The organism is Polaromonas jejuensis NBRC 106434 (genome assembly GCF_001598235.1).
In the GTDB taxonomy this organism is placed as follows: Bacteria; Pseudomonadota; Gammaproteobacteria; order Burkholderiales; family Burkholderiaceae_C; genus Polaromonas; species Polaromonas jejuensis.
On record NZ_BCYO01000002.1, the window covers coordinates 182,931 to 205,948 of the forward strand.

The window sequence follows — 23,018 nt, forward strand, 5'->3', positions numbered from 1 at the left end:
AACTTTTATTTGAAAAGTATCGGAACGACTCTTTTCATCAGCCTTTTTTTCGGCGCCTACTTTTACTTGCTCAAACACCCCGCCTACCCGACCACGGTAATGCCCACCACCTGGCTGGATCGCCTCATCGGCTTTCAGCCCCTGGCGCTGCCCGTGTACCTGTCGCTGTGGGTCTACGTTTCCCTGCCGCCCTTGTTTTTGGCGAGCCGGCGCGAACTCTATAAGTACGGCCTGGCGATGGCGCTGACCTGCCTGGCAGGGCTGACCATTTTTTATTTCTGGCCTACGGCCGCACCCGCTGCCGATATCGACTGGGCGCGGTATCCCGGCATGGATTTCCTGAAGAACATGGATGCCTCGGGCAATGCCTGCCCATCCCTTCATGTCGCCACAGCCGTTTTTTCGGGCATCTGGTTACATCACTTACTTCATCGCCTGGGCGGGCCCCTGTGGCTGCTTTTGCTCAACGGAATATGGTGTATCGCCATCGTCTACGCCACATTGGCCACACGCCAGCATGTCGCCGTGGACATGTGGGCCGGTCTCGTGCTTGGGGCGCTGGCGGCCGGCCTGTCCTTGCGTCAACAGCTGCGCGCGAAGGTCGCGGCACAAGTCCGCCACCACCCCTCTGTTTGACCCGGACTTACCGCCTGCTTTTGCTAAAGTACCGCCTTATTTAGATTGGTTTTCTCTCTGTACCCGCTCTGGCTTTCCCATTTCACCGCGACCAGCGGCATCGGCTGCGGTCTCCAGCAGACCCTCGCCGCGCTACGCCAGCACCGCGGCGGCTTGCGGCCCTGTGCGTTTGACACGGTAGATCTGGCCACATTTGTTGGCGAGGTCGCAGGTGTCGATGCCGTGCAGCTTCCCGCGCATCTGGCCGACTTTGATTGCCGCAACAACCGGCTCGCCTTGCTGGGCTTGATGCAGGACGGCTTTGCCGAGGCGGTCGCCGCCGCCAGCCAAAAATATGGCGCGCAACGCATTGGCGTATTTATCGGCACCAGCACCTCCGGCATTCTGCAAACCGAGCTGGCTTACCGTCGGCGCGGCCCGGTGAGCGGTGCACTCCCCGCCGATTTTATTTATGGCACCACGCACAATACCTTCTCCGTCGCCGATTTCACGCGCCACTATTTCGGACTGACCGGCCCGGCCGCCGTGGTCTCATCGGCCTGCTCCTCCAGCGCCAAGGTATTTGGCTCGGCCCGCCGCATGATCGCCGCGGGACTGATAGACGCGGCAGTGGTGGGCGGGGTGGATTCGCTGTGCCTGACGACCTTGTATGGCTTCAATTCCCTGGGCCTGATTTCCGCACAGCCCTGCCGCCCGTTCGACGCCGCGCGCGACGGCATTTCCATTGGCGAGGCGGCGGCGTTCGCCCTGCTGGAGCGCGTGCCGGAGCAGCCGGATGAGCATGCCGTACTGCTGCTGGGGGTGGGCGAATCCAGCGACGCCTACCACATGTCATCCCCCCATCCCGAGGGCCTTGGCGCGCAGATGGCGATGCAGGATGCACTGGAAATGGCCGGCCTCGGCGCGGCCGATATGGATTACATCAACCTGCATGGCACCGCCACGCCAAGCAACGATGCGGCCGAGGCCAAGGCCGTTGCGGCGCTGTTCGGATCGGCCACACCGTGCAGTTCCACCAAAGGCGCTACCGGACACACGCTGGGTGCGGCGGGCGGCCTGGAGGCGGTGATCTGCGCGCTGGCACTGCAACATGGCCTGCTGCCGGGTGGTGTGAATACACAGCGCCCCGATCCGGCGCTGCCGCTCAATTACCTGCAGGAAAATCTTGAGCAGCCGGTTTCCTATGTGCTCAGCAATTCGTTTGGCTTTGGCGGCACCAACTGCAGCCTGGTGCTTGGACGCGGCAGAGGCCATTAACATGCACGCACTCACCGCCTACATTGAAGGCATAGGCCTCTTGGGACCTGGTCTCAATGGCTGGCCTGGCAGCCTGGCCCTGCTCACCGGGCAACAAGCCTATCAGCCCCATCCAACGCTATTGCCGCCGCCGCTCAGCCTGCCTGCGGCAGAACGCCGGCGCAGCAGCAGCATCGTCAAGCTGACGCTGGCCACCGGCCTGGAGGCTGTGGCCGCAGCCGGGCAGGACGCAGCCCAGCTGCCATGCGTATTTTCCGCCTCCAGCGGCGATGGCTACAACTGCCACGAAATCTGCCAGATGCTGGCCTCCGACGATAGACAGATATCTCCCACCCGCTTCCACAATTCGGTACACAACGCCGCGGCGGGCTATTGGAGCATCGCCACCGGCGCGATGACCGCCTCGTCGGTGTTGTGCGCGTTTGACGCGAGTTTCGGCGCCGGCTTGCTGGAGGCGCTTGCCCAGGTGGTCGTCGACAACAGACGCAGCCTGCTGCTGGCCTGCGACACCCCTTATCCCCAACCCCTGCATGGCGCCCGCCCCATCCCGGATGCATTCGGCGTGGCCCTGGTGCTGGCACCCCGGCGCAGCGCGCAGGCCCTGGCGAAAATCAGCGTCAGCCTGAGCGATGCGGCTGCGGAGCGGCTTGACGATGCCGCGCTGGAAACCCTGCGCATGACCATTCCCGCAGCGCGCAGCCTGCCCTTGCTGCGCCGGATTGCGCAAGGCCAGGCGGCCCATGTGGTGCTTGACTACCTGGACAGCGCGCGCCTGGCCCTGGACATCTCCCCATGCTAGACCACGCCTGGATTGCCGGCCATATCCCGCATCAGGGCAGCATGTGTTTGCTCGATCAGGTGGTGCACTGGGACAGCCAGCGGATCCAGTGCCGCGCCGGCAGCCACCGCAGCGCAGACAACCCGCTGCGTTCACGCCACCAGCTTGGTGCCGCCTGCGGGATTGAATATGCGGCGCAGGCCATGGCGGTGCACGGCGCCCTGCTGGCCCCCGCAGACAGCAGTCGCCCGCGTGCCGGTTTTCTTGTGAGCGTGCGCGGCACGACCCTGCACGTGTCGCGACTGGATGACATAGCCGCCGATCTCGACATTGAAGCCAATTGCCTCAGCAGCGGCGATGGTCACATCCTGTACCAGTTCAGTCTTCATGCCGCCGGGCGCCTGCTTCTTGACGGCCGTGCTGCCGTGGTCGTGAACGCCGACGGCACTGCCTCCCCATTACCTTCAGGAGACACCCCATGAAACACGCGCTGGTCACGGGCGGCAGCGGCGGCATCGGTGCCGCCGTTTGCCGGCGCCTGGCTGCAGAGGGTTGCCATGTCTTGATCCACGCCCATCGCGGGGTCGATGCGGCGCAGGCGCTGGCGGATGACATCAGCGCTCAGGGCGGCAGCGCGCAGGTGCTGGTGTTTGATGTGACGGACCGGGCCGCTACGGCTGACGCGCTTCATCCATTGCTGGAAAACCAGCCCATCCAGATTCTGGTCAACAACGCCGGCATCCATGACGACGCCGTATTTCCCGGCATGCGTGATGCACAGTGGCATCGCGTCATCGACGTGTCGCTGCACGGCTTTTTTAACGTCACCCAGCCCTTGATGATGCCGATGATACGCACGCGCTGGGGGCGCATCATCAACATCACCTCGGTGGCCGGCATCGTCGGCAACCGCGGCCAGGTGAACTACTCGGCGGCCAAGGGCGCGCTGCATTCCGCCACCAAGTCGCTCTCGCTGGAAGTGGCCAGCCGCGGCATCACCGTCAATGCCGTGGCGCCCGGCATCATCACGACGCCCATGAGCCAGCACAGCTTTGATGCGCCCACCATTGCCCAGCTGGTTCCGATGAAGCGCGCCGGCCGGCCCGAGGAAGTGGCCGACCTGGTGAGTTTTCTGGCCTCGGAGCGCGCGGCCTATATCAGCGGCCAGGTGATCTCGATCAACGGCGGGATGGTGTAGCTGGCTGCGTACAGGTGTATCAGCCGCCTTTGATGCGCCGCGCGAGCAACAGCGGCAGGCGCAGCACAAAGCCTAAAAACAGCCGGCTGTGCATCCAGGTGAGCAGGAGGTTGTCGCGCAGGTAGTTGAAATGCGAGACGCCGCCTTCATCGGCGCGAAAGTAGCGCACCGTCGCGGGCAGATTGACAGGCTTGACGCCGCGCCAGCACATGCGCACGACGGCCTCGGGGTCAAAATCGAAACGGCGCATCCAGCGCTGGCCATGCATGACGCGCCGCAGCGGCTCAATCGGATAGACACGAAAACCGAACAGCGAATCGCCAATGCCCGCCCAAAGCGTTTCAAGATTGGCCCAGCCGTTGGAGACCTTGCGGCCGTTGACGCGCAGGCGCGGCGCGTCGGCGGCAAACACCGGCAATCCCAGCACCATGACCGCCGGCTGGCCGGCGGAAGCGGCCATGAAATCGGGAATCAGGTGCGCCGGGTGCTGGCCATCGGAGTCCATGGTCAGCACATGCGTGAAGCCCTGCGCGGCGGCCAGATCCAGCCCCTGCAGCACGGCAGCGCCCTTGCCGACGTTGTGCGGCAAAACGATCACCCGCAAACCTTCATCCTGCGCCGCCATGGCCAGCAGACCTTCGGCGCTGCCGTCGGTGCTGCCGTCCACTACCACCCAGACCGGCGTCCACTGCGCGCGTGCCGAGCGCACCGTTTCATACACCTTGGGGCCAGGGTTGTAGCTGGGAATCAGGACCATATGCGTACTGGACGCGCTGGGTGGGTAGGCATTCATGGCATCTGGGCAGGATAAAAAGGCAGACAGGCGCTCAGCTCAGGCCGGCGGCACCGAGACGGAAAATTCAGGTAATTGCACATGGGCCAGTTCGGACTGGAAGTACTGCTCCAGCTCATGGGTGAAGTGCACGATGTGCTGAGGCGGCTCAAACCGCTTGCCAAGACGGATCCGGTAGGTAATGGGCATTTTCGGCGTCCGCAGAACGGGCCAGCCCTTCCCCAGAAAACCCGAATTGGTTTCAATAAAAACCGTCTGCACCGGCACGCCGGCATGTTTGGCGACCAGTCCCGTCGTCCCCTGCATAGGGCTGACGGGAAACCGGGCTGTGCGGGTGCCCTCGGGAAACAGCAGCAAATGACTGCCCTGACGCAAATCGCCCACCGCCAACTGCACCATGGTGCGCAGCGGCGTGTTGCGGATATAGCCCACCAGGCGGGCACCCGCGCCAAAAAAGACGCTGTTGACAATCTCGGCCTTCATGATGCAGGCGGCATCGGGCAGGCGCGACAAAATCATGACGGCATCGAGCAGTGACGGATGGTTGGGCGCGATGACCATGGCCGGCCCCTCACGCAATGCGTCGAGTGCCGCCAGGTCAAACTGGCAGGCGCCCATGAGCACCAGAAAGCGCAGGTAGCCCCGGAACGTCGCAACGACCAATTTGCGGCCCATCCGTTTGCTCAGCGCCCGCGGTAAAACCGCACGCATGGCGATGGCCATCAACGAGACGACAAGGCACATGACACCCAGTACGAGGTAGCCCAGGTAAAGCCTGGCCGTTTCATGCAGGGCCGCGTGACCCGCGGGCGGCGTGAGCTGCCCGTTCAGAGCAACATTCGATTTTTTTTCCATAAACTCAGGGCCTGTGACAGTTTTTTACGTGTTGCTGTCTCAGTGTCTTGACATGCGAATGTCGGCTTTTGCGCTGGCCGGTCACAAACGCCCCAAGCATGGCGCCTGGCCATGGACGCGGGGGCAATGAACTCGGCTCGGTGATGGCGCTTCCTTCCTTGGGTGGATCAAGCCTGCCGCCTGCGGCAGGACTGGTTTTGCTTCAGGCGTCGACTTCATGAGTTTACTTCGCCGGGCTCGAAAGCTCAGGCCCCGCCGGCAAAGCCGCCCGTGTACCGGCCGGAAGCGGCCCGCATCGATAATGCTGCATTGATACTGCGCGACCTCTACCCCTTGACCAAGACCATGAGTGAAAAAATCCGGGTGACCCCAGAAACCGCCAACCCCAGCAAACCCCTTGCAGGTCATACCCCCATGATGATGCAGTACCTCGGCATCAAGGCGGACTACCCCGACACGCTGGTGTTCTACCGCATGGGCGACTTTTACGAGGTCTTCTTCGCCGATGCCGAAAAAGCCGCGCGCCTGCTTGACATCACGCTGACCAAGCGCGGCCAGTCGGCCGGCGAGCCGGTGGTCATGGCTGGCATTCCCTTTCATGCCCTCGAAGGCTATCTGGCCAAGCTCATCAAGCTTGGTGAATCGGTGGCCATTTGCGAACAGGTCGGCGACGTCGCCACCAGCAAAGGGCCGGTCGAGAGAAAAGTGGTGAGGGTGGTGACGCCAGGCACGCTGACCGACACCGAGCTGCTGAACGACAAGACCGAATCCATACTGCTGGCCGTGCACCAGGGCGCCCGCAACACCTGCGGCCTGGCCTGGCTCAGCGTCACGCAGGGTGAAATCAACCTGGCGCATTGCGCCAGTGACGAACTGGAGACCTGGCTGGCCCGCATCGCCCCCAGCGAGCTGCTCTACAACATCGACGTCACGCCGGCCTTCGAGCAGCGCCTCAAAGCCCAGCGCTGCGCCGCCAGCGCGCGCCCGGCCTGGCAGTTCGACCCGGCTCTCGGAGCACGCCGCCTGCTGGAGCAGCTCAAGGTCGCCTCGCTGGCCTCCTGGAATGCGGAATCCCTGGGCGAAGCCCACGCCGCCGCCTCGGCGCTGCTGGGTTATGCCGAGCACACGCAGGGCCGCGCCCTGCCCCATGTGCAGGGCCTGCAGGTGGTGCGCTCGGGCGAGCTGATCGAGCTGCCGCTCACCACGCGGCGCAACCTGGAACTCACGCAAACCCTGCGCGGCGAGGATTCGCCGACGCTGTTTTCACTGCTCGACAGCTGCACCACCGGCATGGGCAGCCGCGCCCTCAAAAGCTGGCTGCTGAGCCCGCGCCGCGACCGCGACCAGGCGGCGGCCCGGCTGGAAGCCATCACGGCCTTGCGCAGCGGTCCGCAGCAAACCCTGCGCGCCCGGCTCAAGGGCTGTACCGATGTCGAGCGCATCACCGCCCGCATTGCGCTGCGCCAGGTGCGGCCGCGCGAATTGATCGCACTGAAGGACACGCTACAAAAAACAGAGCTACTTGCGCCCGTGGATACTGGGCTATCGGCACTTTTAACCAAAATTTTTGAAGATCTGCAACCGCCGTCCGGCTGCGCCGAGTTGCTCGGTCACTGCATCCTCGAGGAACCGGCAGCGCTGATACGCGACGGCGGCGTCATCAACCACGGCTGCGACGCCGAGCTGGACGAGCTGCGCGCCATCCAGACCAATTGCGACGGTTTCCTGCTCGATCTGGAGGGCCGCGAAAAGGCCCGCACCGGCATTGCCAACCTGCGCGTGCAGTTCAACAAGGTGCATGGCTTTTACATCGAGGTGACGCAAGGCCAGACGGGCAAGGTGCCCGACGACTACCGCCGCCGCCAGACCCTGAAGAATGCCGAGCGCTACATCACGCCCGAACTCAAGGCCTTTGAAGACAAGGCCCTGTCGGCGCAGGAGCGCGCGCTGGCCCGCGAAAAATGGCTGTACGAGCAATTGCTGGACCAGCTGCAGGACTTCATTCCGGCGCTGAGCCGGCTGGCGCGGGCGATCGCCTCGCTCGACGCCCTCTGCGCGCTGGCCGAGCGCTCGCTCACGCTGAACTGGGCCGCGCCTGTCTTTGTGCGCGAGCCCTGCATAGACATTGCCCAGGGCCGCCACCCGGTGGTGGAAGCGCGGCTGGCCGAGACCGGCGGTGGCTCCTTCATTGCCAACGACTGCCAGCTCACCGGCAAAAGCCGCATGCAGGTCATCACCGGCCCCAACATGGGCGGTAAATCCACCTATATGCGCCAGGTCGCCATCATCGTGCTGCTGGCCAGCGTGGGCTCCTATGTGCCGGCCAGCGGCTGCCGCCTCGGCCCCATCGACGCCATCCACACCCGCATAGGCGCCGCCGACGACGTCGCCAACGCGCAGTCCACCTTCATGCTGGAGATGACCGAGGCCGCGCAAATCCTGCATGCCGCCACGCCACATTCGCTGGTGCTGATGGACGAAATCGGCCGTGGCACCTCCACCTTCGACGGCCTGGCGCTGGCCGGCGGCATTGCCGCCTACCTGCACAACAAGACCCAGGCCTTCACGCTGTTTGCCACGCATTACTTCGAGCTGACCGAATTTCCGGCCCGCCACCATGGGGCGATCAATGTGCACGTCAGCGCGGTCGAGTCCGGCGCCGACATCGTCTTTCTGCACCACATCGAGCCCGGCCCCGCCAGCAAGAGCTACGGCGTCGCGGTGGCCAAGCTGGCCGGCGTGCCGGCGGCCGTGGTCAACCACGCGCGCCATGCGCTGAATGCGCTGGAAACCCAGCAAAACGAAACCCGTGCCCAGATTGACCTGTTTGCCCCGCCGCCACAAGCCGCCGCGCCCGAGCTGAGCGCCGTGGACAAGGCATTGGTTACCATAGACCCTGACGCGCTGAGCCCACGCGAAGCGCTGGATGCACTTTATCAACTGAAAAAGCTGTCGGCCGTTGCCTGAGCTGCGGCTCCCTATGTTCTCCACCACTCCTTATCGCCCCATGACTTACTGCGTCGCTGCCAAACTCAATGCCGGCCTGGTGTTTTTGTCAGACTCCCGCACCAACGCGGGCCTGGACCACATCAGCACCTTCCGCAAGATGATCGTCTACGAAAAGGCCGGCGACCGCTTCATGGTGCTGCTGTCGGCCGGCAACCTGTCGATCTCGCAATCGGTGCGCGAAATCCTGCAGGTCGAGCACCTGAAGGACCGCGACGGCGGCGAACCGATCACGATCTGGAATGCCAAAAGCATGTTCGACGCCGCCCGCGTGCTGGGCTCGGCGATTCGCCGCGTCTACGAGCGCGACGCCGAGGCGCTGAAAAATACCGACGTGGACTTCAATGTCGCGATGGTGTTCGGCGGGCAGATCCGCGGCGAAGGCATGCGCCTGTTCCAGATGTACTCGGCCGGCAACTTCATTGAAGCCACCGAGGAAACCCCCTACTTCCAGGTCGGTGAATCCAAATACGGCAAGCCCGTGCTGGACCGCGTGCTGACCCCCGAGACGCCGCTGGCCGAGGCCGCCAAATGCGTGCTGGTGTCCATGGACTCGACCATGAAGTCCAACCTGTCGGTCGGCCTGCCGCTGGACCTGGTGGTCTATGAAGCGGACAGCTTCAAGAGCGACAAGATCGTCTGCATAGACCAGGACAACCCCTATTACAAGATGATGCACAGCAACTGGGGGCAAAAGCTGCGCCAGGTCTTCGACAGCATCGAGGATCCGGTGTGGGACGACGCGCACACCGACACGCCGCTCAAAATGCCCGCGGCCCGCCATGCCCCGCTCAAAAAAATCAATACGCCCGAGCAGAAGCTGATTTAAACGCCGCCCCCCAGGGAAGCCCTGCCACCCACGCGCCGCGGCGCCCCACACCTTGCCCTCCAGTTCCAAACCTCTCGTCATTTTTTCGCACGGCAACAGCTTTCCGGCCAGCACCTATAACGTGCTGTTCCAGAGCCTGAAGGCCCGCGGCTTTCAGGTCAAGGCGATTGAAAAATTCGGCCACGATCCGCGCTACCCGGTCACCAGCAACTGGCCGCACCTGGTGCAGCAGCTCGCCGACTTCACGAGCCAGGAAGTCGAGAAATCCGGCCAGCCGGCTTTTCTGGTGGGCCATTCGCTGGGCGGTTTTTTAAGCCTGATGTGTGCGGCCCAAAACCCGGTTCTGGGTGGCCAGCCCGTCAGGGGCGTGCTGCTGATCGACTCGCCGATTCTGGGCGGCTGGCGCGCCAAGGCGCTGAGCGTGGCCAAACGCGCCCAGCTGGTGGGCTCGATCTCGCCCGGCGTCATCAGCCGCAAACGCAAATTCCAGTGGCTGGGCCGCGAGGAGGTGCTGGCGCATTTCCGCAGTAAAAAGGCCTTCGCCCGGTGGGACGAACAGGTGCTGCGCGACTACATCGAGCACGGCACGCACGATGACCAGGGCAAGGGCCAGCGCCTGCTGAGCTTTGACCGCGATGTGGAAACCGCCATCTACAACACCCTGCCCGACAACCTGGAGGCCCTGCTCAAGCGGCACCCGCTCAAGTGCCCGGTGGCCTTTATTGGCGGGCGCCAATCGGCCGAGATGAAGCAGGTCGGCATGGCCATGACCGAAAAAGTCACCAAGGGCCGCATCATGATGCTGGACGGCAGCCATTTGTTTCCCATGGAAAAGCCCGAGGCGACGGCCGCGGCGGTTGAGGCTGCCCTACGCAACCTGATGGCTTGATGCCGGCCCCGGCCGGCATCGGCTGACGAAACTCAGGCGGACCAGACGACCAAACCACTCCAGGCAGTGGCCAGCACCACGAGGCCAAACGCAATGCGGTACCAGGCAAAGCCGACAAAGGTGTGGCTGGCGATGTAGCGCAGCAGCCAGCGGATGCACAGCCAGGCGCTGATGAAGGACACCACCAGCCCCACCGCGAACAAGGGGAGGTCCGCCACGGACAGCAGCGCGCGCTCCTTGTACAGGCTGTAAACCCCGGCGCCAATCAGCGTGGGAATGGCCAGAAAAAACGAGAACTCGGTGGCCGCCGTGCGCGACAGGCCCAACAGCATGCCGCCTATGATGGTGGCGCCGCTGCGGCTGGTGCCCGGGATCATGCCCAGGCATTGCACAAAACCGACCTTGAGGGCGTCCAGCGCCGTCATGTCGTCGACCGACTGGATGCGGGGCACGGGCTTGGCGACCTTTTCAACCCACAGGATGATGAGCGCGCCAACGATGAAGGCGCCGGCCACCACGCCAGGGTTGAACAAATGGGCCTTGATGGTCTTGTAGACCAGCAGGCCCAGTATGGCGGCCGGCAAGAAACCGATCAGCACATTCAGCGCAAAACGCTGCGCCTGCCGCTGGCTGGGCAAGGCCAGCACGGTGCTGCTGATTTTTTGCCAGTAATAAAGGACCACCGCGAAAATGGCACCGGTCTGGATGGCGATATCAAACACCTTGGCCTTGTCATCGTCAAAACCCAGCAGCGATCCGGTCAGGATCAGGTGACCGGTGGATGAAATGGGCAGAAACTCCGTCAGGCCCTCGACAACGCCCATGACGGCGGCTTTGATCAACAGTGCAATATCCACGCTGGCTCCCTATTAAATTGCTGCTGATTATCGTTGCCAGGCTTAAGGCCTCCTGAAGCACGCGACGAATTCGTCGCTGCTAAGCTTGTCGCGCCATGACCGCACCACCCACCGACCCCATCCCCCCGCAAGCCGGCGACCAGGCCTCGGCCGCCGATATCCTTGATTTCTGGCTGGCCGACGGGCTGACGCAGGGCTGGCCCACGAAAAACCTCGGCCCGCGCTGGTTTGGCGGAGGTGCCGCGCTGGACGAAGAAATCAGAAAGCGCTTTGGCGCGCGGGTGCTGCAGGCGGTGGCCGGCGGGCTGCAGGACTGGGAGGCGCAGACCCTGAGCCGGCTGGCGCTGGTCATCCTGCTGGACCAGTTCACCCGCAATGTGTTTCGCGGCACCGGCCAGGCTTTTGCTGGCGATGCGCGCGCCCAGCGGCTGGTGCTGGACACGCTGGCGCACCAAGCCGACCGGCAACTGCCCTGGGTCGCCCGAGTGTTCACCTACATGCCGCTCATGCACGCCGAAGACCGGGCCATGCAGGATGAATGCGTGGCGTGTTTTGCACAACTGGTGGCGGATGCACCCGCCACACTGAAGCAGCGCCTGCAGGGCCACCTTGGCTATGCCCGCCAGCACCGGGACATCATTGCCCGCTTTGGCCGCTTTCCCTACCGCAACGCCGTGCTGGGGCGGGCCAATACCGTTGAAGAGGAGACGTTTCTGCGCAAGGGGCCGCGTTTCGGGCAATAAAACAAATAGCGCGGGTTAGAAGCCACTCACACCGGCTTGCCGGGGATATTCCCTCTGCTGCTATGAGATGAGCGGCCCCTATCTCCACTACGTCTTGTTGCGTTATGTTTCGCTTTGTTGCTTCCCGGGCATTCTGCAACGCCCAGCCTGCACCCACAAAAAAGCCTGCAGGAAGCAGGCTTTGAGCGGGCTTTGGTTTAAACCCGATTAATACTGGTAATAAACCGGGCCAAAACCCTGCCGGCAACCACATCGACCGTGATCATTGCGATCAATCGTCGTCGTCATGGTCGCGGCCATGTTTTTTGTGCCAACCGTGGCGATAGCCGGGCTGTACATACACCACTTGAGGCGAGCCGTAGTAATAAGGGCGGGGCTGCACATAAACCGGAGCCGGTTGCACGTAAACCGGTGCTGGTTGCACATACACGGGCTGGGGCTGCACATACACAGGGAATGCATTGCCCACATTCACGCCCACGCCGGGGGAACCGATGCCCACCGACCAGAACACGTTGTCCCTGGCCTGAGCTGCACCGGTAAAGCCCATGGCCGCAACCGCCAGTGTGGCGGCAGCACCGGCCAGGATGACAGAACGGTTTGCCTTGATTGCTGACTTCATATTGTCTTTCTCCTTAACGGGGCAGGAAATGCCCATGTGTTGATTAAACGCGGGAGTCGGGTCAGGGCTTACCGCTTGCACAGTTAAGAAGGTAGCCAAACGTAACCCGGCCCGACTACGGCCTAAAATCGGACAATGACATCCCCCGCCCCCTCCAAAGCCAATGCCGCCGCGTCTGGCCCTGCCGACAAAGAAGCCCACAAGCCCAGCAACTTCTTGCGCCAGATCATCGAAAAAGACCTGGCTGAAGGCACGTATGGCAGCCGCCGCTGGGGCGGCAGCCCCGGTGATGCCGCCCACCACGCCGCCGGCCAACCCGACCCGGCCAGGGTGCGCCTGCGCTTTCCGCCCGAGCCCAACGGCTATTTGCACGTGGGCCACGCCAAGAGCATTTGCCTGAACTTCGGTCTGGCGCGCGACTACGGCGGCGTGTGCCATCTGCGCTTTGACGACACCAACCCCGAAAAAGAAGACACCGAATACGTCAACAGCATCAAGGACGCCGTGCAGTGGCTGGGCTTTGGCTGGGACAACAAGAGCCCGGCAGGCCATGAATCCAACCTCTACCAGGCCAGCGACTACTTTGACTTCATGTACCGCGCCGCCGAGTACCTGATCGAAGCCGGCCACGCCTACGTGGACGAGCAGACCGTGGAGCAAATGCGCATCAGCCGCGGCGATTTTGCCCACCCCGGCACCGACAGCCCCTTCCGCAGCCGCACGCCCGAGCAGAACCTGGCGCGCTTTCGCGAAATGCGCGATGGCCTGCATGAAGACGGCTCCATGGTGCTGCGCGCCAAGATCGACATGGCCAGCCCCAACATCAACCTGCGCGACCCGGCCATTTACCGCATTCGCCGCGCCCACCACCACCACACCGGCGACAAATGGTGCATCTACCCCATGTACACCTTTGCGCACCCGATCGAGGACGCACTGGAGCAGATCACCCACAGCCTGTGCACGCTGGAGTTTGAAGACCAGCGCCCGTTTTACGACTGGCTGCTGGACCGCCTGTGCGAAGGCGGCCTGGTTGCCACGCCGCACCCGCACCAGTACGAATTTGCGCGCCTCAACCTCACCTATGTGCTGACCAGCAAGCGCAAGCTGGCACAACTGGTGTACGACCACAAAGTCAGCGGCTGGGACGACCCGCGCATGCCCACCATCGTCGGCCTGCGCCGCCGCGGCTACACGCCCGAGGCGCTGCAGCTGTTTGCCGAACGCATTGGCGTGACCAAGAGCGACAGCTGGATTGACTACAGCACGCTCGAAGGCGCGCTGCGCGACACGCTGGACCCGATCGCCCCGCGCGCCATGGCCGTGCTGGACCCGATCAAACTCGTGCTGACCAACTGGGATGCGGTCATGGGTGCAGGCAAGCTAGACGACTGCTCTGCCCCCGTGCACCCGCACCACCCCGAGCTGGGCAAGCGCAGCTTCAAAATCGGCAAGGAAGTGTGGATTGAACGCACAGACTTTGAAGAAACGCCACCCAAGGGCTTCTTCCGCCTCTTCCCCGGCAACAAGGTGCGCCTGAAATACGGCCACGTCATCGAATGCACCGGCTGCAGCAAAGACGCCAATGGCAACGTCACTGAAGTGCAAGCCACGCTAATCCCCGACACCAAGAGCGGCACGCCGGGTTCGGACGCCGTCAAGGTCAAGGGCGTGATCACCTGGGTCGGCGTGAACGATGCCGTGCAGGCCGAGGTGCGCCTGTATGAACGCCTGTTTGTTGAAGCGCATCCCGACGCGGGCGGCAAGGACTTTATTGAAAACCTGAACCCCAACAGCCTGAAGGTGCTGCAGGCCGTGGTCGAGCCCTCACTGGCTGCGGCCAAAGCCGATGACAAATTCCAGTTTGAACGGCATGGCTACTTTGCGGCAGATCGGGTGGATCATGCGGCGGGTAGGCCGGTGTTTAACTTGGCAGTGGGGCTGAAGGATTCGTGGGGGAAATAATTTAATTGCTCGCAAATAAAAATTAGAGGATAGGGAGACACAGCATGGCAGTTATCGACAGTTACGATTTATCGATCGAGGTAACCGTCAAAGAGGGAGACAACAGTACACAGCGAGGAGCCTTACTTGAGACCTTGGCCAAAAGAGTTTTAGTCTCACTGCAATATGAGCATGTAACCACTGATATTCGCGTCACTGGATGTGAACTTGACATTGTTGCGCGAGATAAGCAGTCAACTGCACAAGTCATTGTGGAATGCAAGGCATATCGAGATAGGACAATTTCAGCCGACGTCTTAACAAAAATGCTCGGCAATTTGTTTGTGCATGGCTACTCGTCCGCTTGGTTAATAACAACGACGAACCTGGGGAAAGATGCTAAGGGTGTAGTTGATAAGTTCAAAGAAAAATCAATCGACGAACGCCAAAAGCTACGGGTGTACGGCCCAAAGGAGTTGATTGAGCTTTTGATATCTACCGGGCAAATTTGCAGCCCAGAAACGCTTCCACTTCCAGCCGCGTTGCATGCGCTTTCTGCAAGAACTCTGCTGCTTACGGACGTCGGCGAGTACTGGGCAGTTACCGCAGTAGGAGGGGACTCAGGTGTTGCGGATACGGTAATGGTATTTGATGCCGCATCTGGAAAGGCTGTAGCGAGCACAGCATTAATTCAACAACTATCTGAGCGCGATTCCAATTTGCGCTCTCTGCGCTGGATTTCTGCAGAAGAAGAGTTAGCAACGAGCAGCCTAATGGCAGAAGGTCTTAGGCAAGAACTCGACAGTATCGCACCGGTACCCGTTGCCGATGACTGGTCGGACTATCGACCAGCTAGGCCAGAAGACTTCGTGGGCAGGGACGAAATTCTTGCTGATATTGTCAAATTTTTTGAGGAGATAAGAGCCTCGACAAGTGGCACCAGACTTCTTGCAATTAAGGCCCCATCTGGATGGGGAAAGAGTTCGTTTCTAGTCAAACTTCGCTCCACTTGTCTAAATATAAGAAATCGCAACAAATTTTTTCTGTACTCCGTTGACTGTCGAACGGCGACATCGCAGCGCTATCCAGAATTGGCCTTAAAGAGATGTTTCGATGAAGCAATTGATTCAGATTTTGTTACGGGCGAAAAGAATTCAAGTCGCATTACCTCAGCCGGTCAACCTTTTTCAGATTCGAGCATTCAGTCAATACTGGAACAGTTGCGTCAGCAAAATAAGGTAATCGTTCTCTTCTTCGACCAGTTCGAAGAAATTACTACCAAACAGGAACTGTCAGACCTGTTTTTACAAATCAAGATGCTGTGCGCCGCAGTCCAATCTGCCAATGAGAATGTACTGCTTGGATTTTCTTGGAAGACCGACGGCTCCATACCTACAGATCATCCGGCTTATCACGTATGGCATTCGTTCGCAGATCATCGCCGAGAATTCGATCTTCCTCTTTTCTCAAAAGCTGACACCGGAAAACTCCTAACTGGTCTTTCCAAAGAATTGCGTCAACCAATTGAGCCATCCCTACGGAGACTATTAACCGAACACTGCCAAGGTTATCCATGGCTCTTAAAGAAGCTTTGTGTTCACGTTTTTCAAGTTCTTAAAACACAGCCTACTCGACAGAGAGAATTGCTTGAACGCGCTCTCGACATTGCCGCGCTGTTCCAGAAGGATCTCTCCGACTTGAATGCAACTCAAGTAGCATGTTTAGAGAAGATTGCTCTTGACTCTCCAGCCGATCTCTTCCGGATTTCTGAGCAGTTCGGTGAAGAAACTGTATCGGCACTGACGCAACGACGTTTGATAGTTAGGAATTCGGGAAAACTAGTTGTTTATTGGGATATTTTTCGAGACTATGTTCTAACCAAGCAGATCCCAGCAATTCCAACTCGCTATATGCCTGTTTCATCTCCAGCTTCGGCGAAGAGCGTTTTGGAATCGCTAACTGTCCGGCAACAAACCCAGCTCAGCGTTCTTGAACAGAAGCTTGGGCTAGGCGTTGCGACGATCGACAACATTGCCCGCGACTTGGTGATGATGGGCGTATGTCAATACGACCGCAAAAATGCGAAGCTGAAGCTTGTGCATCGCACAGAACAGGAAACGATCGCGGCAGGCTACCGATTTTTAAGTTCTCATTCACTACTGAAGCGACTAGTAGACCAATTTGGAACGGGATTTCGAGGTATCTCCTTGGCACAAATTGAGACTAGCGTAAGTGGTGCATTTGATGCTCACGACTACGCTGGAAAGACCATCCGGGTTATTGCCCTTCGATTAGTAGCGTGGCTGCTAGCGTATGGAATATTAACGATGGATGCAGACGAAACGTTAACCCATGACACTTCAAAGAGTGTCCCCGCGTCCTACGACGAACTGAGGATCGATAAGCGCAGAAGAGGAACCGCTCGAATTTTCACTGGGGGCTCACCACCTGCTAGGGTATTGGACGTTATCCGCTCAATGCATGGTGATGGTTATACGCCAGTCCCAACAGATAAGAACTCGCTGTATGCACTAATCGGCCTCGGCATAATTTCAACCGCTGTTGCGCCCACATTTATAGAAAAGCCATCCAAAGACAAAATGGAGGTTTGGTTAGCTAGCAAAGTGCTGGGGCAGCCTTCAATACGGGCTACGCGAGAAGTCCTTCGCAGAAACCCCAGTGCTCCGCCCCTTGAAGTTGGAAATGCAATTGAAGCTCTCGCAAAGACAAAGCTATCTGAAGCAACAAAACGTAGATACGGAAGTGGCCTGACGGTTTGGGTAAATTGGATTCATAGCCTGCTGCTAGTCAAACCAACTTGAGACCTCAGTGAACACTGGGTTAACTGAGGGGAAATCGGGGAAATCGGAGTCAGATTCCAATTAAGTTTTAGGCTAATCGAACATAAGCACGTAAAACAACCTTAGCCGACCAGATTCAAAGAAAAATCGGCCTCCAGCCCAATAACTACTTGCGTCAGCAGCTATCAAAAACGTAGTAGGGTAATTGGGGTCAGACTCCAATTGCTCACCAAGGTAATCAGAGCCAGACTCCAATTCATGTCGCATCCAACTGCCGCATCAACACCCTCGCATTCCTCTGCCCCTGATCCTCGTAGTTGTTGTTGAACACCACGTGCATCGCGCCGACCCGGGTGGCCAGTTCGCGGATGCGGGGCACCAGCGCCGCGAGTTCCTGGTCGGAGTAGTCGTAGTTGAAGCGCTCGGACGATGCCGTGAGCCCTTTCTGGTTCCAGGTTTCGCGGTTGCGCTCGTGCAGCCGCAGGATCGCGAGATCGGGATGCGTGGCCTCCCACACCGCCGGCACGCTGTTGGCAAAGCCCTGCGGCGCGTCCACCACCACATGGACCACGTTCAGCTCCCGCTCGAACACGAGGGAATCGGGGGTCAGATTCCAATTAACGGATAGTGACGGTAATGAGTTCAACCAACGTTCCGAGTGCCCCTACACGCCGGATATTGAATGCAGCCCCAAAACTCCCCGCCCGCGTTACCCCCGCGCTTCGCAACCCGCTTTTTCATGGCGGCACCGCAAGCGGGACACGCAGGTAAGGCGCTAGGCAGCGGCACCAGCGCATCAAAAGCCCGCCCTGGTTGTTCATTGACAGTGCGCCGTGCCACCTTGGCTTGCGCAAGCAAGCCATGCAAATGCGGGCCGTCTATAAGCGTGATATTTCGGCCCGCAGCGAATGCCGTTGCATCTTCAGTGAAGTGGCCAGAGGTCACGACAAAGCCGCCAGCGGCCCCCTTTGCAGCCATCACGCCGTAAAGCTCGCGCACCACCATCACGCTGACCTTGAATGCCTTCCACTGCTTGCATTGAACCAGGAATTTTTCAGCTCCTTTGCTGAGCACCAGATCAATTCCGCCATCAGGCCCTGCTCCGCCGGTTTCAGCGACGCGGTAGCCCTGCAGGCGGAACGCCTCGCCCACCAGCACTTCAAACTCACGCCATGACATGCCGTCAAGCGCTTCCGCAGATTTGCTTTGCGAGACATTGGTGACCAAAGATTGCCGGCGGCGACGCGCCAAATAAGACCCCAGCGCGCCGAAGAGACAGATGATTGGGACAATGAACTGCCCCGCGAATGCCAGACCCGTGATCACGGAGCCAACGGCTACGGCCGCCATCTGCCCTGGTTGAAGGTTTTGTATGGGTGTTGGCTTGGCCAACTGATGCAAAAAAACATAGCTTACCAAGGCGAGCACCACACCGGCCCACCACGGCAGCATGGCTACCAAATCCAGCATGTCCTCCAACGGACTGGTCTTCCTTCTACGCGCCATTTTCTTCCTCCCTTTTTAGAGCAATTGGGATCAGATTCCAATTAAATTCAAATTCTGCTCCCCAGCCCCAGCATAACGGCCATGCCACTCATGGGCAGCTCGGCTAACGGCTTGGTCGAGTGAATGACCCCGCAAGGCCAGACGCTGGATGAGGTGAAGCGGGAGTCGACAAATGCGACGCACGAGTATTTGCTTCCTTTTTGATAGCTGCTTGCGTATGTTCTGCGGGGGATAGAGGCAGTTTCTTCTTAAGAAAGTTGCCTGAAATCACATGCCGGCACCGCTGTACCCGACCACGACCTGTCGCAGTACACTTCACCCTATGCGCCCCTCCGAAGCCCTTTCCCTGCACCGCACTCGCATCCGCGAGATTGCGCTGAGCCACCGCGTAAGTGGCGTGCGGGTGTTTGGCTCGGCACTTCATGGTGACGATGTTTCGGGCAGTGACCTTGATCTGCTGGTAGAGCCCACCCCGCAGACAACGATGATGGACATTGGCGCAATCCGCTTTGAGCTGAAGAACCTGCTCGGGCTTGAGGTGGATGTACTCACACCCAACGGGCTGCCCGCCAAGTTCCGGGAGCAAGTCTTGCGTGAGGCCGTTCCCGTATGAGCCGTGCAGACCCGCTGCGTATTGCGGACTATCTCCAGCACATTCTGGAAGCCATCGACAACATTCAGGATTACACCGTTGGCATGGATCTGGATGCATTCATGGCAGATCGCAAAACCCGCGATGCCGTGATTCGCAACCTGGAAGTAATCGGTGAAGCATGCAATAACGTTGCAAAAAACCACCCCGCTTTTGCCTCTCAGCATTCGAGCGTGCCTTGGGGCTTTGCTTACGAAATGCGTAACGCGCTATCGCATGGGTACTTCACAGTGGACCACGCCATCGTTTGGCAGACGATCCAGCAGGACCTGCCAAAGCTTAGAAGTCAAATCTCGGATCTGGTTTAACCTATTTTGCTATTTTTTTGATAGCTTCTGGCACCCACTCTGCAGGCGCTTATGGCCATTTCTTCGTCTGACAGTATTCGCCAGGGGAAGATCGGGGTGAACCGCTGTGCTGGGTTTCGTTAGCGGCTCTTGATGCATCCTTGGGGAACGACAGCACCTGCTCTTCGTGGGTCCATCTTTCCCCCACCTTGAGTTAACCCCTTGCCTAAATCCACGTCCTGAAGAGACGTGGATTTACGGCACTGATTTGCCAAGAGACTACATCAACTTGGTCGGCAAAAGTTTCCAGACCTCGGCTTCTGCATAACCGCAGAGAACACGTTTTCCGGTATCACTGAATATGCCGCTGTTGAGCAGAGGTTGTCGTGCTGGTGCGTTTTCTTCCCAAGTCTTGACCAGCACCTCATCGTCGGCCAGGGGGTACCCCGGTACATTGACGGTGACGGTTCCGAAGGGCTCGCCTTCGTCGGTTGCCAATACAAATTTGCGGGCAGGACCCACGCTGTAGCGGCATCCGAACAAATTAACATCCCTTCCATTGACTTTAAAGCTAGCGATTGGGTTCATAAAGTCTCCTCCATTTCGAAAAAAATTTCTGAGACTTGTAGTAATCATCGGTTTCCCCGCCTTCTTCGGCTAGCTGTGTGTAGGCGTAGGACCCCGACATTCCTCGTAGGACACTCCCCCTGATGGAAAGAGAAAGGCCCGTTGGTTCTCGATGAGGTCAAGGCGTCGCGACGGCCCAGTCCCGACGAGCCTCGCGCACGTCCGGCGAAGTGGTCAGCTTCTACCAGAATGGTGGTCAATGATTGCCAGCATCCGCACAAACACTGGAGCGGTAAGCCGGTGGGCGTAAAAAAGATGCGCGAGTTCTTCGGCGTGATGGCTTCGCACCAGCTCAAGCGCGGCACTTACGCAACTTCGTCCACCTACACGGAAGATGCAAGGCAATTCGCCAAAGCCAACGGTATCAATGCCATGGATGGCCAAGCCCTGCTCCGCCAGATCGCGACTCGCACACCCGAACAGCAGCATGCCTTGCTGGCAGTCGACTACGAAGGCGAATACTGGCGCCCCACCTGCGCGAGCTGCGGCATCAAACTGGCCGAGCGCACCCCGGCCAAAGGCGGCGCGGGGTTCTGGGGTTGCAGCAACTACCCACGATGCAAAACCCGGATGCAAATAACAGCGGCGGCATAACGGCCCCGCCAATCAGCCGCTTCGGGCCTTTTCAATTCTTCCGGTCTCCAGCAACTTGCCGGCACTGCGGCGGCACTGCCGTCCCGTAAAGTCGCGTCCTTTGCCGACACACAACTGCCCGCGCTGCACGTAATATGTTTTCTGCGGCCTCACAACAGGCGGCCGTTTAAACCATGCAGGAGATTGCCATGCCCCAATTCGCCATGATTACCGGTGACGTGACCTACACACCGGGTGACGGTGCGCCCATCGAAATCCCGCGGGGGCGTGTGGAAGTCGCGCTGGCGTTCGACAGTGCCACCCTGAGCTGGGAAGCGGCCCCGGGCATTGCCGGCCTGACCGCCATTCCGCTAAGCCAGTTTGAGGACTATGTGCGGGATGGCAAGATCACCTGGATCCCGGATTAAATTAATAAGCAAGCGCCGTGTCCACTCGCCATTTCCACCCCACCCCTGCGCCATCTACGCCCTTCACCCGCCGCTCCGCCCTGCTGGCTGCCATGGGCCTGCTGGCGCTACCCGCGTCACGCCTTGCTGCGGCGGCAACGCACCCGCCATCCGGTGTATGGCCGAAGGCATTGCAGGTGCCCGGTGGCGTGGCCCGGCTGTCGCTGGGCCCGGCGGCGGCACGGCCCGTGGCGCATCTGCATGACGGTCATGGCGATGTGCCTTTGCTGGTGTTGGGCGATGTGATCGAATGGACCGCGCTGGTGGGCATTGCGCTGTCGGCCACGCCCGGCGAGGCGAGCATTACGGTAAAAACAGCCGGTGGCGGCCAACGGGAGCTGGCCTATACGATTGCCCCCAAACGCTACAGCGAGCAGCGCCTGACGGTGGCGCCGGGTGCGGTCGATTTGTCGCCTGAAGATGAAGCGCGCTATGAGCGCGAACGCGCGCACCAGGAGCTGGTAATGGCCACCTTCAGCCAGCCCTTGCCGCAGGCCTTGCGCATGCGGGTGCCGGTGCCGGGGCGGCGCTCCAGCTCGTTCGGGCTGCGGCGCGTGTTCAACGGGCAGTCGCGCAATCCGCACAGCGGCATGGACATCGCGGCGGCCACGGGCACGCCGGTGGTGGCGCCGCTGCCGGGCCGGGTGATAGACACGGGCGACTATTTCTTCAACGGCAGCACGGTGTGGCTGGACCACGGCGGCGGGCTGCTGACCATGTATTGCCACCTGAGCGCGATTGACGTGAAGACTGGCGACCTGCTGATGACCGGCGAGCACCTGGGCGCTGTGGGCGCCACCGGCCGCGTGACGGGGCCGCACCTGCATTGGGGTGTGATGCTGAACCGGGCCATGGTGGACCCGGCGCTGTTTCTGGCGGCCTGACGCGGGCGCAGAGCAGGCGCAGAACGGGGCGACGGCGTTGCCACCGATCGGCCGCCAGGAAGTTACAAACAAAATATGCCCATAGCCCAATGGATATGGGCGCAAGCAGCTCCTAAAAACATAGCGCCTTGCCTGGCTTGGGCTTGATACCGGTCTGCTGTCGGTTAAATCTGGACACGCCCCTCTAGCCCATTAGGTCGCAAACACTAGGAGAAACCCTGATGATTAGGCATCATTGAACCCCTACCCCAAGGAAACACCATGAGCGCCAAAAACCTCTCCACCGTTGCCGTTGACCTGATCGAGTCTTATGGCAATACCGCCAAAAACATGATTGATGCCTACCGCGCCGGCGGCGAGCGTGTGGTCGGCCTGCTGGAGCAGCGCTGGAACCGCGCGCTGAAAGAGTCACGCACGCAACTGACGGCCGAAACGGTCAAAAACGCATCGGCTGCGCAGCTGGCTTTCAGCGTCTACTACACCAAGGGCCTGACGCTGGCCGCCAATGGCGCCCAGCAAGCGGTGAACCAATTGGTCAAAGTGGCCGAAGCGGGCGTAGAGCGCGTGGCCGCCAACGCCAATGCGTTTGAAGAAAAAACCGGCGTGAGCACCTTGAGCACGCTGGCCCAGGCCACCGCGCCCGGTGCGGAAATGCTGAGCAAGCTGGCGGCGCAGATCGAGCAAAAGACCGCCGAGTTGGCCAGCAAGATTGCGGGTGACGATGTGGTGACCGCCAGCGTCAAGCGCACATCGGCTTTCAGCCAGCGGCGTACCCGCAAAACGGCCTGATTGACACTTGCAGGCGGCCTTGAGG

The 23,018-nt window shown here is 60.3% G+C and carries 23 protein-coding genes and 1 pseudogene; 17 read left to right on the forward strand and 7 right to left on the reverse strand.

All coding sequences use genetic code 11. The annotated features are described in order from the left end of the window. The first annotated feature begins 9 nt into the window (after positions 1 to 9). From PJE01S_RS03305 to fabG, 5 genes are read left to right on the forward strand one after another with little or no spacing between them, the layout of a single operon-like run. Positions 10 to 636: a phosphatase PAP2 family protein gene (locus PJE01S_RS03305; protein WP_245660570.1), complete on the forward strand. Its 627-nt coding sequence runs from the start codon at positions 10 to 12 to the stop codon at positions 634 to 636. A gap of 57 nt (positions 637 to 693) precedes the next feature. Further along, complete coding sequence (locus PJE01S_RS03310; protein WP_068831923.1) at positions 694 to 1,893, forward strand: beta-ketoacyl-[acyl-carrier-protein] synthase family protein; 1,200 nt, start codon at positions 694 to 696, stop codon at positions 1,891 to 1,893. A 1-nt stretch (position 1,894) separates the two neighbouring features. Then, positions 1,895 to 2,692, forward strand: coding sequence for a beta-ketoacyl synthase chain length factor (locus PJE01S_RS03315; RefSeq protein ID WP_068831725.1), 798 nt, complete (start codon positions 1,895 to 1,897; stop codon positions 2,690 to 2,692). Beyond that, the gene (locus PJE01S_RS03320; protein WP_068831726.1) at positions 2,686 to 3,153 is read left to right on the forward strand and encodes a hotdog family protein; all 468 of its coding nucleotides are present in this window, start codon (positions 2,686 to 2,688) and stop codon (positions 3,151 to 3,153) included. Before PJE01S_RS03315 ends, PJE01S_RS03320 begins: the two co-directional genes overlap by 7 nt. Further along, complete coding sequence (fabG, locus tag PJE01S_RS03325) at positions 3,150 to 3,869, forward strand: 3-oxoacyl-ACP reductase FabG (RefSeq protein WP_068831727.1); 720 nt, start codon at positions 3,150 to 3,152, stop codon at positions 3,867 to 3,869. The genes PJE01S_RS03320 and fabG overlap by 4 nt, the downstream gene beginning before the upstream one ends. A gap of 19 nt (positions 3,870 to 3,888) precedes the next feature. Here the strand turns inward: fabG and PJE01S_RS03330 are convergent, their stop codons facing one another. Both PJE01S_RS03330 and PJE01S_RS03335 read right to left on the reverse strand, forming a co-directional pair. After that, positions 3,889 to 4,662 carry a glycosyltransferase family 2 protein gene (locus PJE01S_RS03330; RefSeq protein ID WP_068831728.1) on the reverse strand — a complete coding sequence of 258 codons (774 nt, stop codon included), beginning with the start codon at positions 4,660 to 4,662 and terminating at the stop codon, positions 3,889 to 3,891. Between the two features lie 39 nt (positions 4,663 to 4,701). Further along, entirely contained in the window at positions 4,702 to 5,517 is an 816-nt protein-coding gene (locus PJE01S_RS03335) for a lysophospholipid acyltransferase family protein (RefSeq protein ID WP_068831729.1), read from the reverse strand. A gap of 345 nt (positions 5,518 to 5,862) precedes the next feature. On the opposite strand from PJE01S_RS03335, the gene mutS reads away from it, so the two are divergent. Genes mutS through PJE01S_RS03350 form a run of 3 tightly spaced genes read left to right on the forward strand, consistent with a single transcriptional unit; the run spans position 5,863 to position 10,241 of the window. Then, positions 5,863 to 8,484, forward strand: coding sequence for a DNA mismatch repair protein MutS (mutS, locus tag PJE01S_RS03340; RefSeq protein ID WP_068831924.1), 2,622 nt, complete (start codon positions 5,863 to 5,865; stop codon positions 8,482 to 8,484). A 40-nt stretch (positions 8,485 to 8,524) separates the two neighbouring features. Then, a complete protein-coding gene (locus tag PJE01S_RS03345; RefSeq protein WP_068831925.1) occupies positions 8,525 to 9,352 on the forward strand; it encodes a proteasome-type protease in 828 nt (275 codons plus the stop codon). Positions 9,353 to 9,404: 52 nt separating this feature from the next. Next, positions 9,405 to 10,241 (forward strand): alpha/beta hydrolase, encoded by an 837-nt coding sequence (locus PJE01S_RS03350; protein ID WP_068831730.1) that lies wholly within the window; start codon positions 9,405 to 9,407, stop codon positions 10,239 to 10,241. 32 nt (positions 10,242 to 10,273) lie between these two features. Here the strand turns inward: PJE01S_RS03350 and PJE01S_RS03355 are convergent, their stop codons facing one another. Further along, the gene (locus tag PJE01S_RS03355; protein WP_068831731.1) at positions 10,274 to 11,098 is read right to left on the reverse strand and encodes an undecaprenyl-diphosphate phosphatase; all 825 of its coding nucleotides are present in this window, start codon (positions 11,096 to 11,098) and stop codon (positions 10,274 to 10,276) included. A gap of 95 nt (positions 11,099 to 11,193) precedes the next feature. On the opposite strand from PJE01S_RS03355, the gene PJE01S_RS03360 reads away from it, so the two are divergent. Beyond that, positions 11,194 to 11,841, forward strand: a complete 648-nt coding sequence (locus PJE01S_RS03360) for a DUF924 family protein (protein WP_068831732.1) — start codon at positions 11,194 to 11,196, stop codon at positions 11,839 to 11,841. Between the two features lie 271 nt (positions 11,842 to 12,112). On the opposite strand, the gene PJE01S_RS03365 is transcribed toward PJE01S_RS03360, so the two are convergent. Then, a complete protein-coding gene (locus PJE01S_RS03365; RefSeq protein ID WP_068831733.1) occupies positions 12,113 to 12,463 on the reverse strand; it encodes a hypothetical protein in 351 nt (116 codons plus the stop codon). Between the two features lie 135 nt (positions 12,464 to 12,598). Between PJE01S_RS03365 and PJE01S_RS03370 the strand changes: the two genes are divergently transcribed. Together PJE01S_RS03370 and PJE01S_RS24300 are read left to right on the forward strand one after the other, a co-directional pair. Continuing rightward, positions 12,599 to 14,428: a glutamine--tRNA ligase/YqeY domain fusion protein gene (locus tag PJE01S_RS03370; RefSeq protein ID WP_068831734.1), complete on the forward strand. Its 1,830-nt coding sequence runs from the start codon at positions 12,599 to 12,601 to the stop codon at positions 14,426 to 14,428. Positions 14,429 to 14,472: 44 nt separating this feature from the next. Further along, on the forward strand, positions 14,473 to 17,229 hold the full coding sequence (locus PJE01S_RS24300) for an nSTAND1 domain-containing NTPase (RefSeq protein WP_084389328.1): 2,757 nt from the start codon (positions 14,473 to 14,475) through the stop codon (positions 17,227 to 17,229). Between the two features lie 235 nt (positions 17,230 to 17,464). Here PJE01S_RS24300 and PJE01S_RS03375 read toward each other — a convergent pair. Together PJE01S_RS03375 and PJE01S_RS03380 are read right to left on the reverse strand one after the other, a co-directional pair. Next, positions 17,465 to 17,827, reverse strand: a pseudogene (locus PJE01S_RS03375) (DUF72 domain-containing protein); the annotation flags it as partial. A 23-nt stretch (positions 17,828 to 17,850) separates the two neighbouring features. Continuing rightward, entirely contained in the window at positions 17,851 to 18,714 is an 864-nt protein-coding gene (locus tag PJE01S_RS03380) for a restriction endonuclease (RefSeq protein WP_068831736.1), read from the reverse strand. 322 nt (positions 18,715 to 19,036) lie between these two features. Between PJE01S_RS03380 and PJE01S_RS03385 the strand changes: the two genes are divergently transcribed. Together PJE01S_RS03385 and PJE01S_RS03390 are read left to right on the forward strand one after the other, a co-directional pair. After that, positions 19,037 to 19,327 (forward strand): nucleotidyltransferase family protein, encoded by a 291-nt coding sequence (locus PJE01S_RS03385; RefSeq protein WP_068831926.1) that lies wholly within the window; start codon positions 19,037 to 19,039, stop codon positions 19,325 to 19,327. After that, positions 19,324 to 19,674 carry a HepT-like ribonuclease domain-containing protein gene (locus tag PJE01S_RS03390; RefSeq protein WP_068831737.1) on the forward strand — a complete coding sequence of 117 codons (351 nt, stop codon included), beginning with the start codon at positions 19,324 to 19,326 and terminating at the stop codon, positions 19,672 to 19,674. Before PJE01S_RS03385 ends, PJE01S_RS03390 begins: the two co-directional genes overlap by 4 nt. Before the next feature lie 258 nt (positions 19,675 to 19,932). Here PJE01S_RS03390 and PJE01S_RS03395 read toward each other — a convergent pair whose 3' ends face one another. Beyond that, the gene (locus PJE01S_RS03395) at positions 19,933 to 20,241 is read right to left on the reverse strand and encodes a hypothetical protein (RefSeq protein ID WP_157090209.1); all 309 of its coding nucleotides are present in this window, start codon (positions 20,239 to 20,241) and stop codon (positions 19,933 to 19,935) included. A gap of 141 nt (positions 20,242 to 20,382) precedes the next feature. Between PJE01S_RS03395 and PJE01S_RS03400 the strand changes: the two genes are divergently transcribed. The 4 genes from PJE01S_RS03400 (at position 20,383) to PJE01S_RS03415 (ending at position 22,993) form a co-directional block, all read left to right on the forward strand. Then, the gene (locus PJE01S_RS03400; protein ID WP_245660572.1) at positions 20,383 to 20,874 is read left to right on the forward strand and encodes a restriction endonuclease; all 492 of its coding nucleotides are present in this window, start codon (positions 20,383 to 20,385) and stop codon (positions 20,872 to 20,874) included. 188 nt (positions 20,875 to 21,062) lie between these two features. Further along, positions 21,063 to 21,281 carry a hypothetical protein gene (locus PJE01S_RS03405; protein WP_068831927.1) on the forward strand — a complete coding sequence of 73 codons (219 nt, stop codon included), beginning with the start codon at positions 21,063 to 21,065 and terminating at the stop codon, positions 21,279 to 21,281. Between the two features lie 17 nt (positions 21,282 to 21,298). After that, on the forward strand, positions 21,299 to 22,204 hold the full coding sequence (locus tag PJE01S_RS03410) for a M23 family metallopeptidase (protein ID WP_245660574.1): 906 nt from the start codon (positions 21,299 to 21,301) through the stop codon (positions 22,202 to 22,204). Positions 22,205 to 22,465: 261 nt separating this feature from the next. Then, positions 22,466 to 22,993 carry a hypothetical protein gene (locus PJE01S_RS03415; protein WP_068831740.1) on the forward strand — a complete coding sequence of 176 codons (528 nt, stop codon included), beginning with the start codon at positions 22,466 to 22,468 and terminating at the stop codon, positions 22,991 to 22,993. Positions 22,994 to 23,018: the final 25 nt, after the last annotated feature.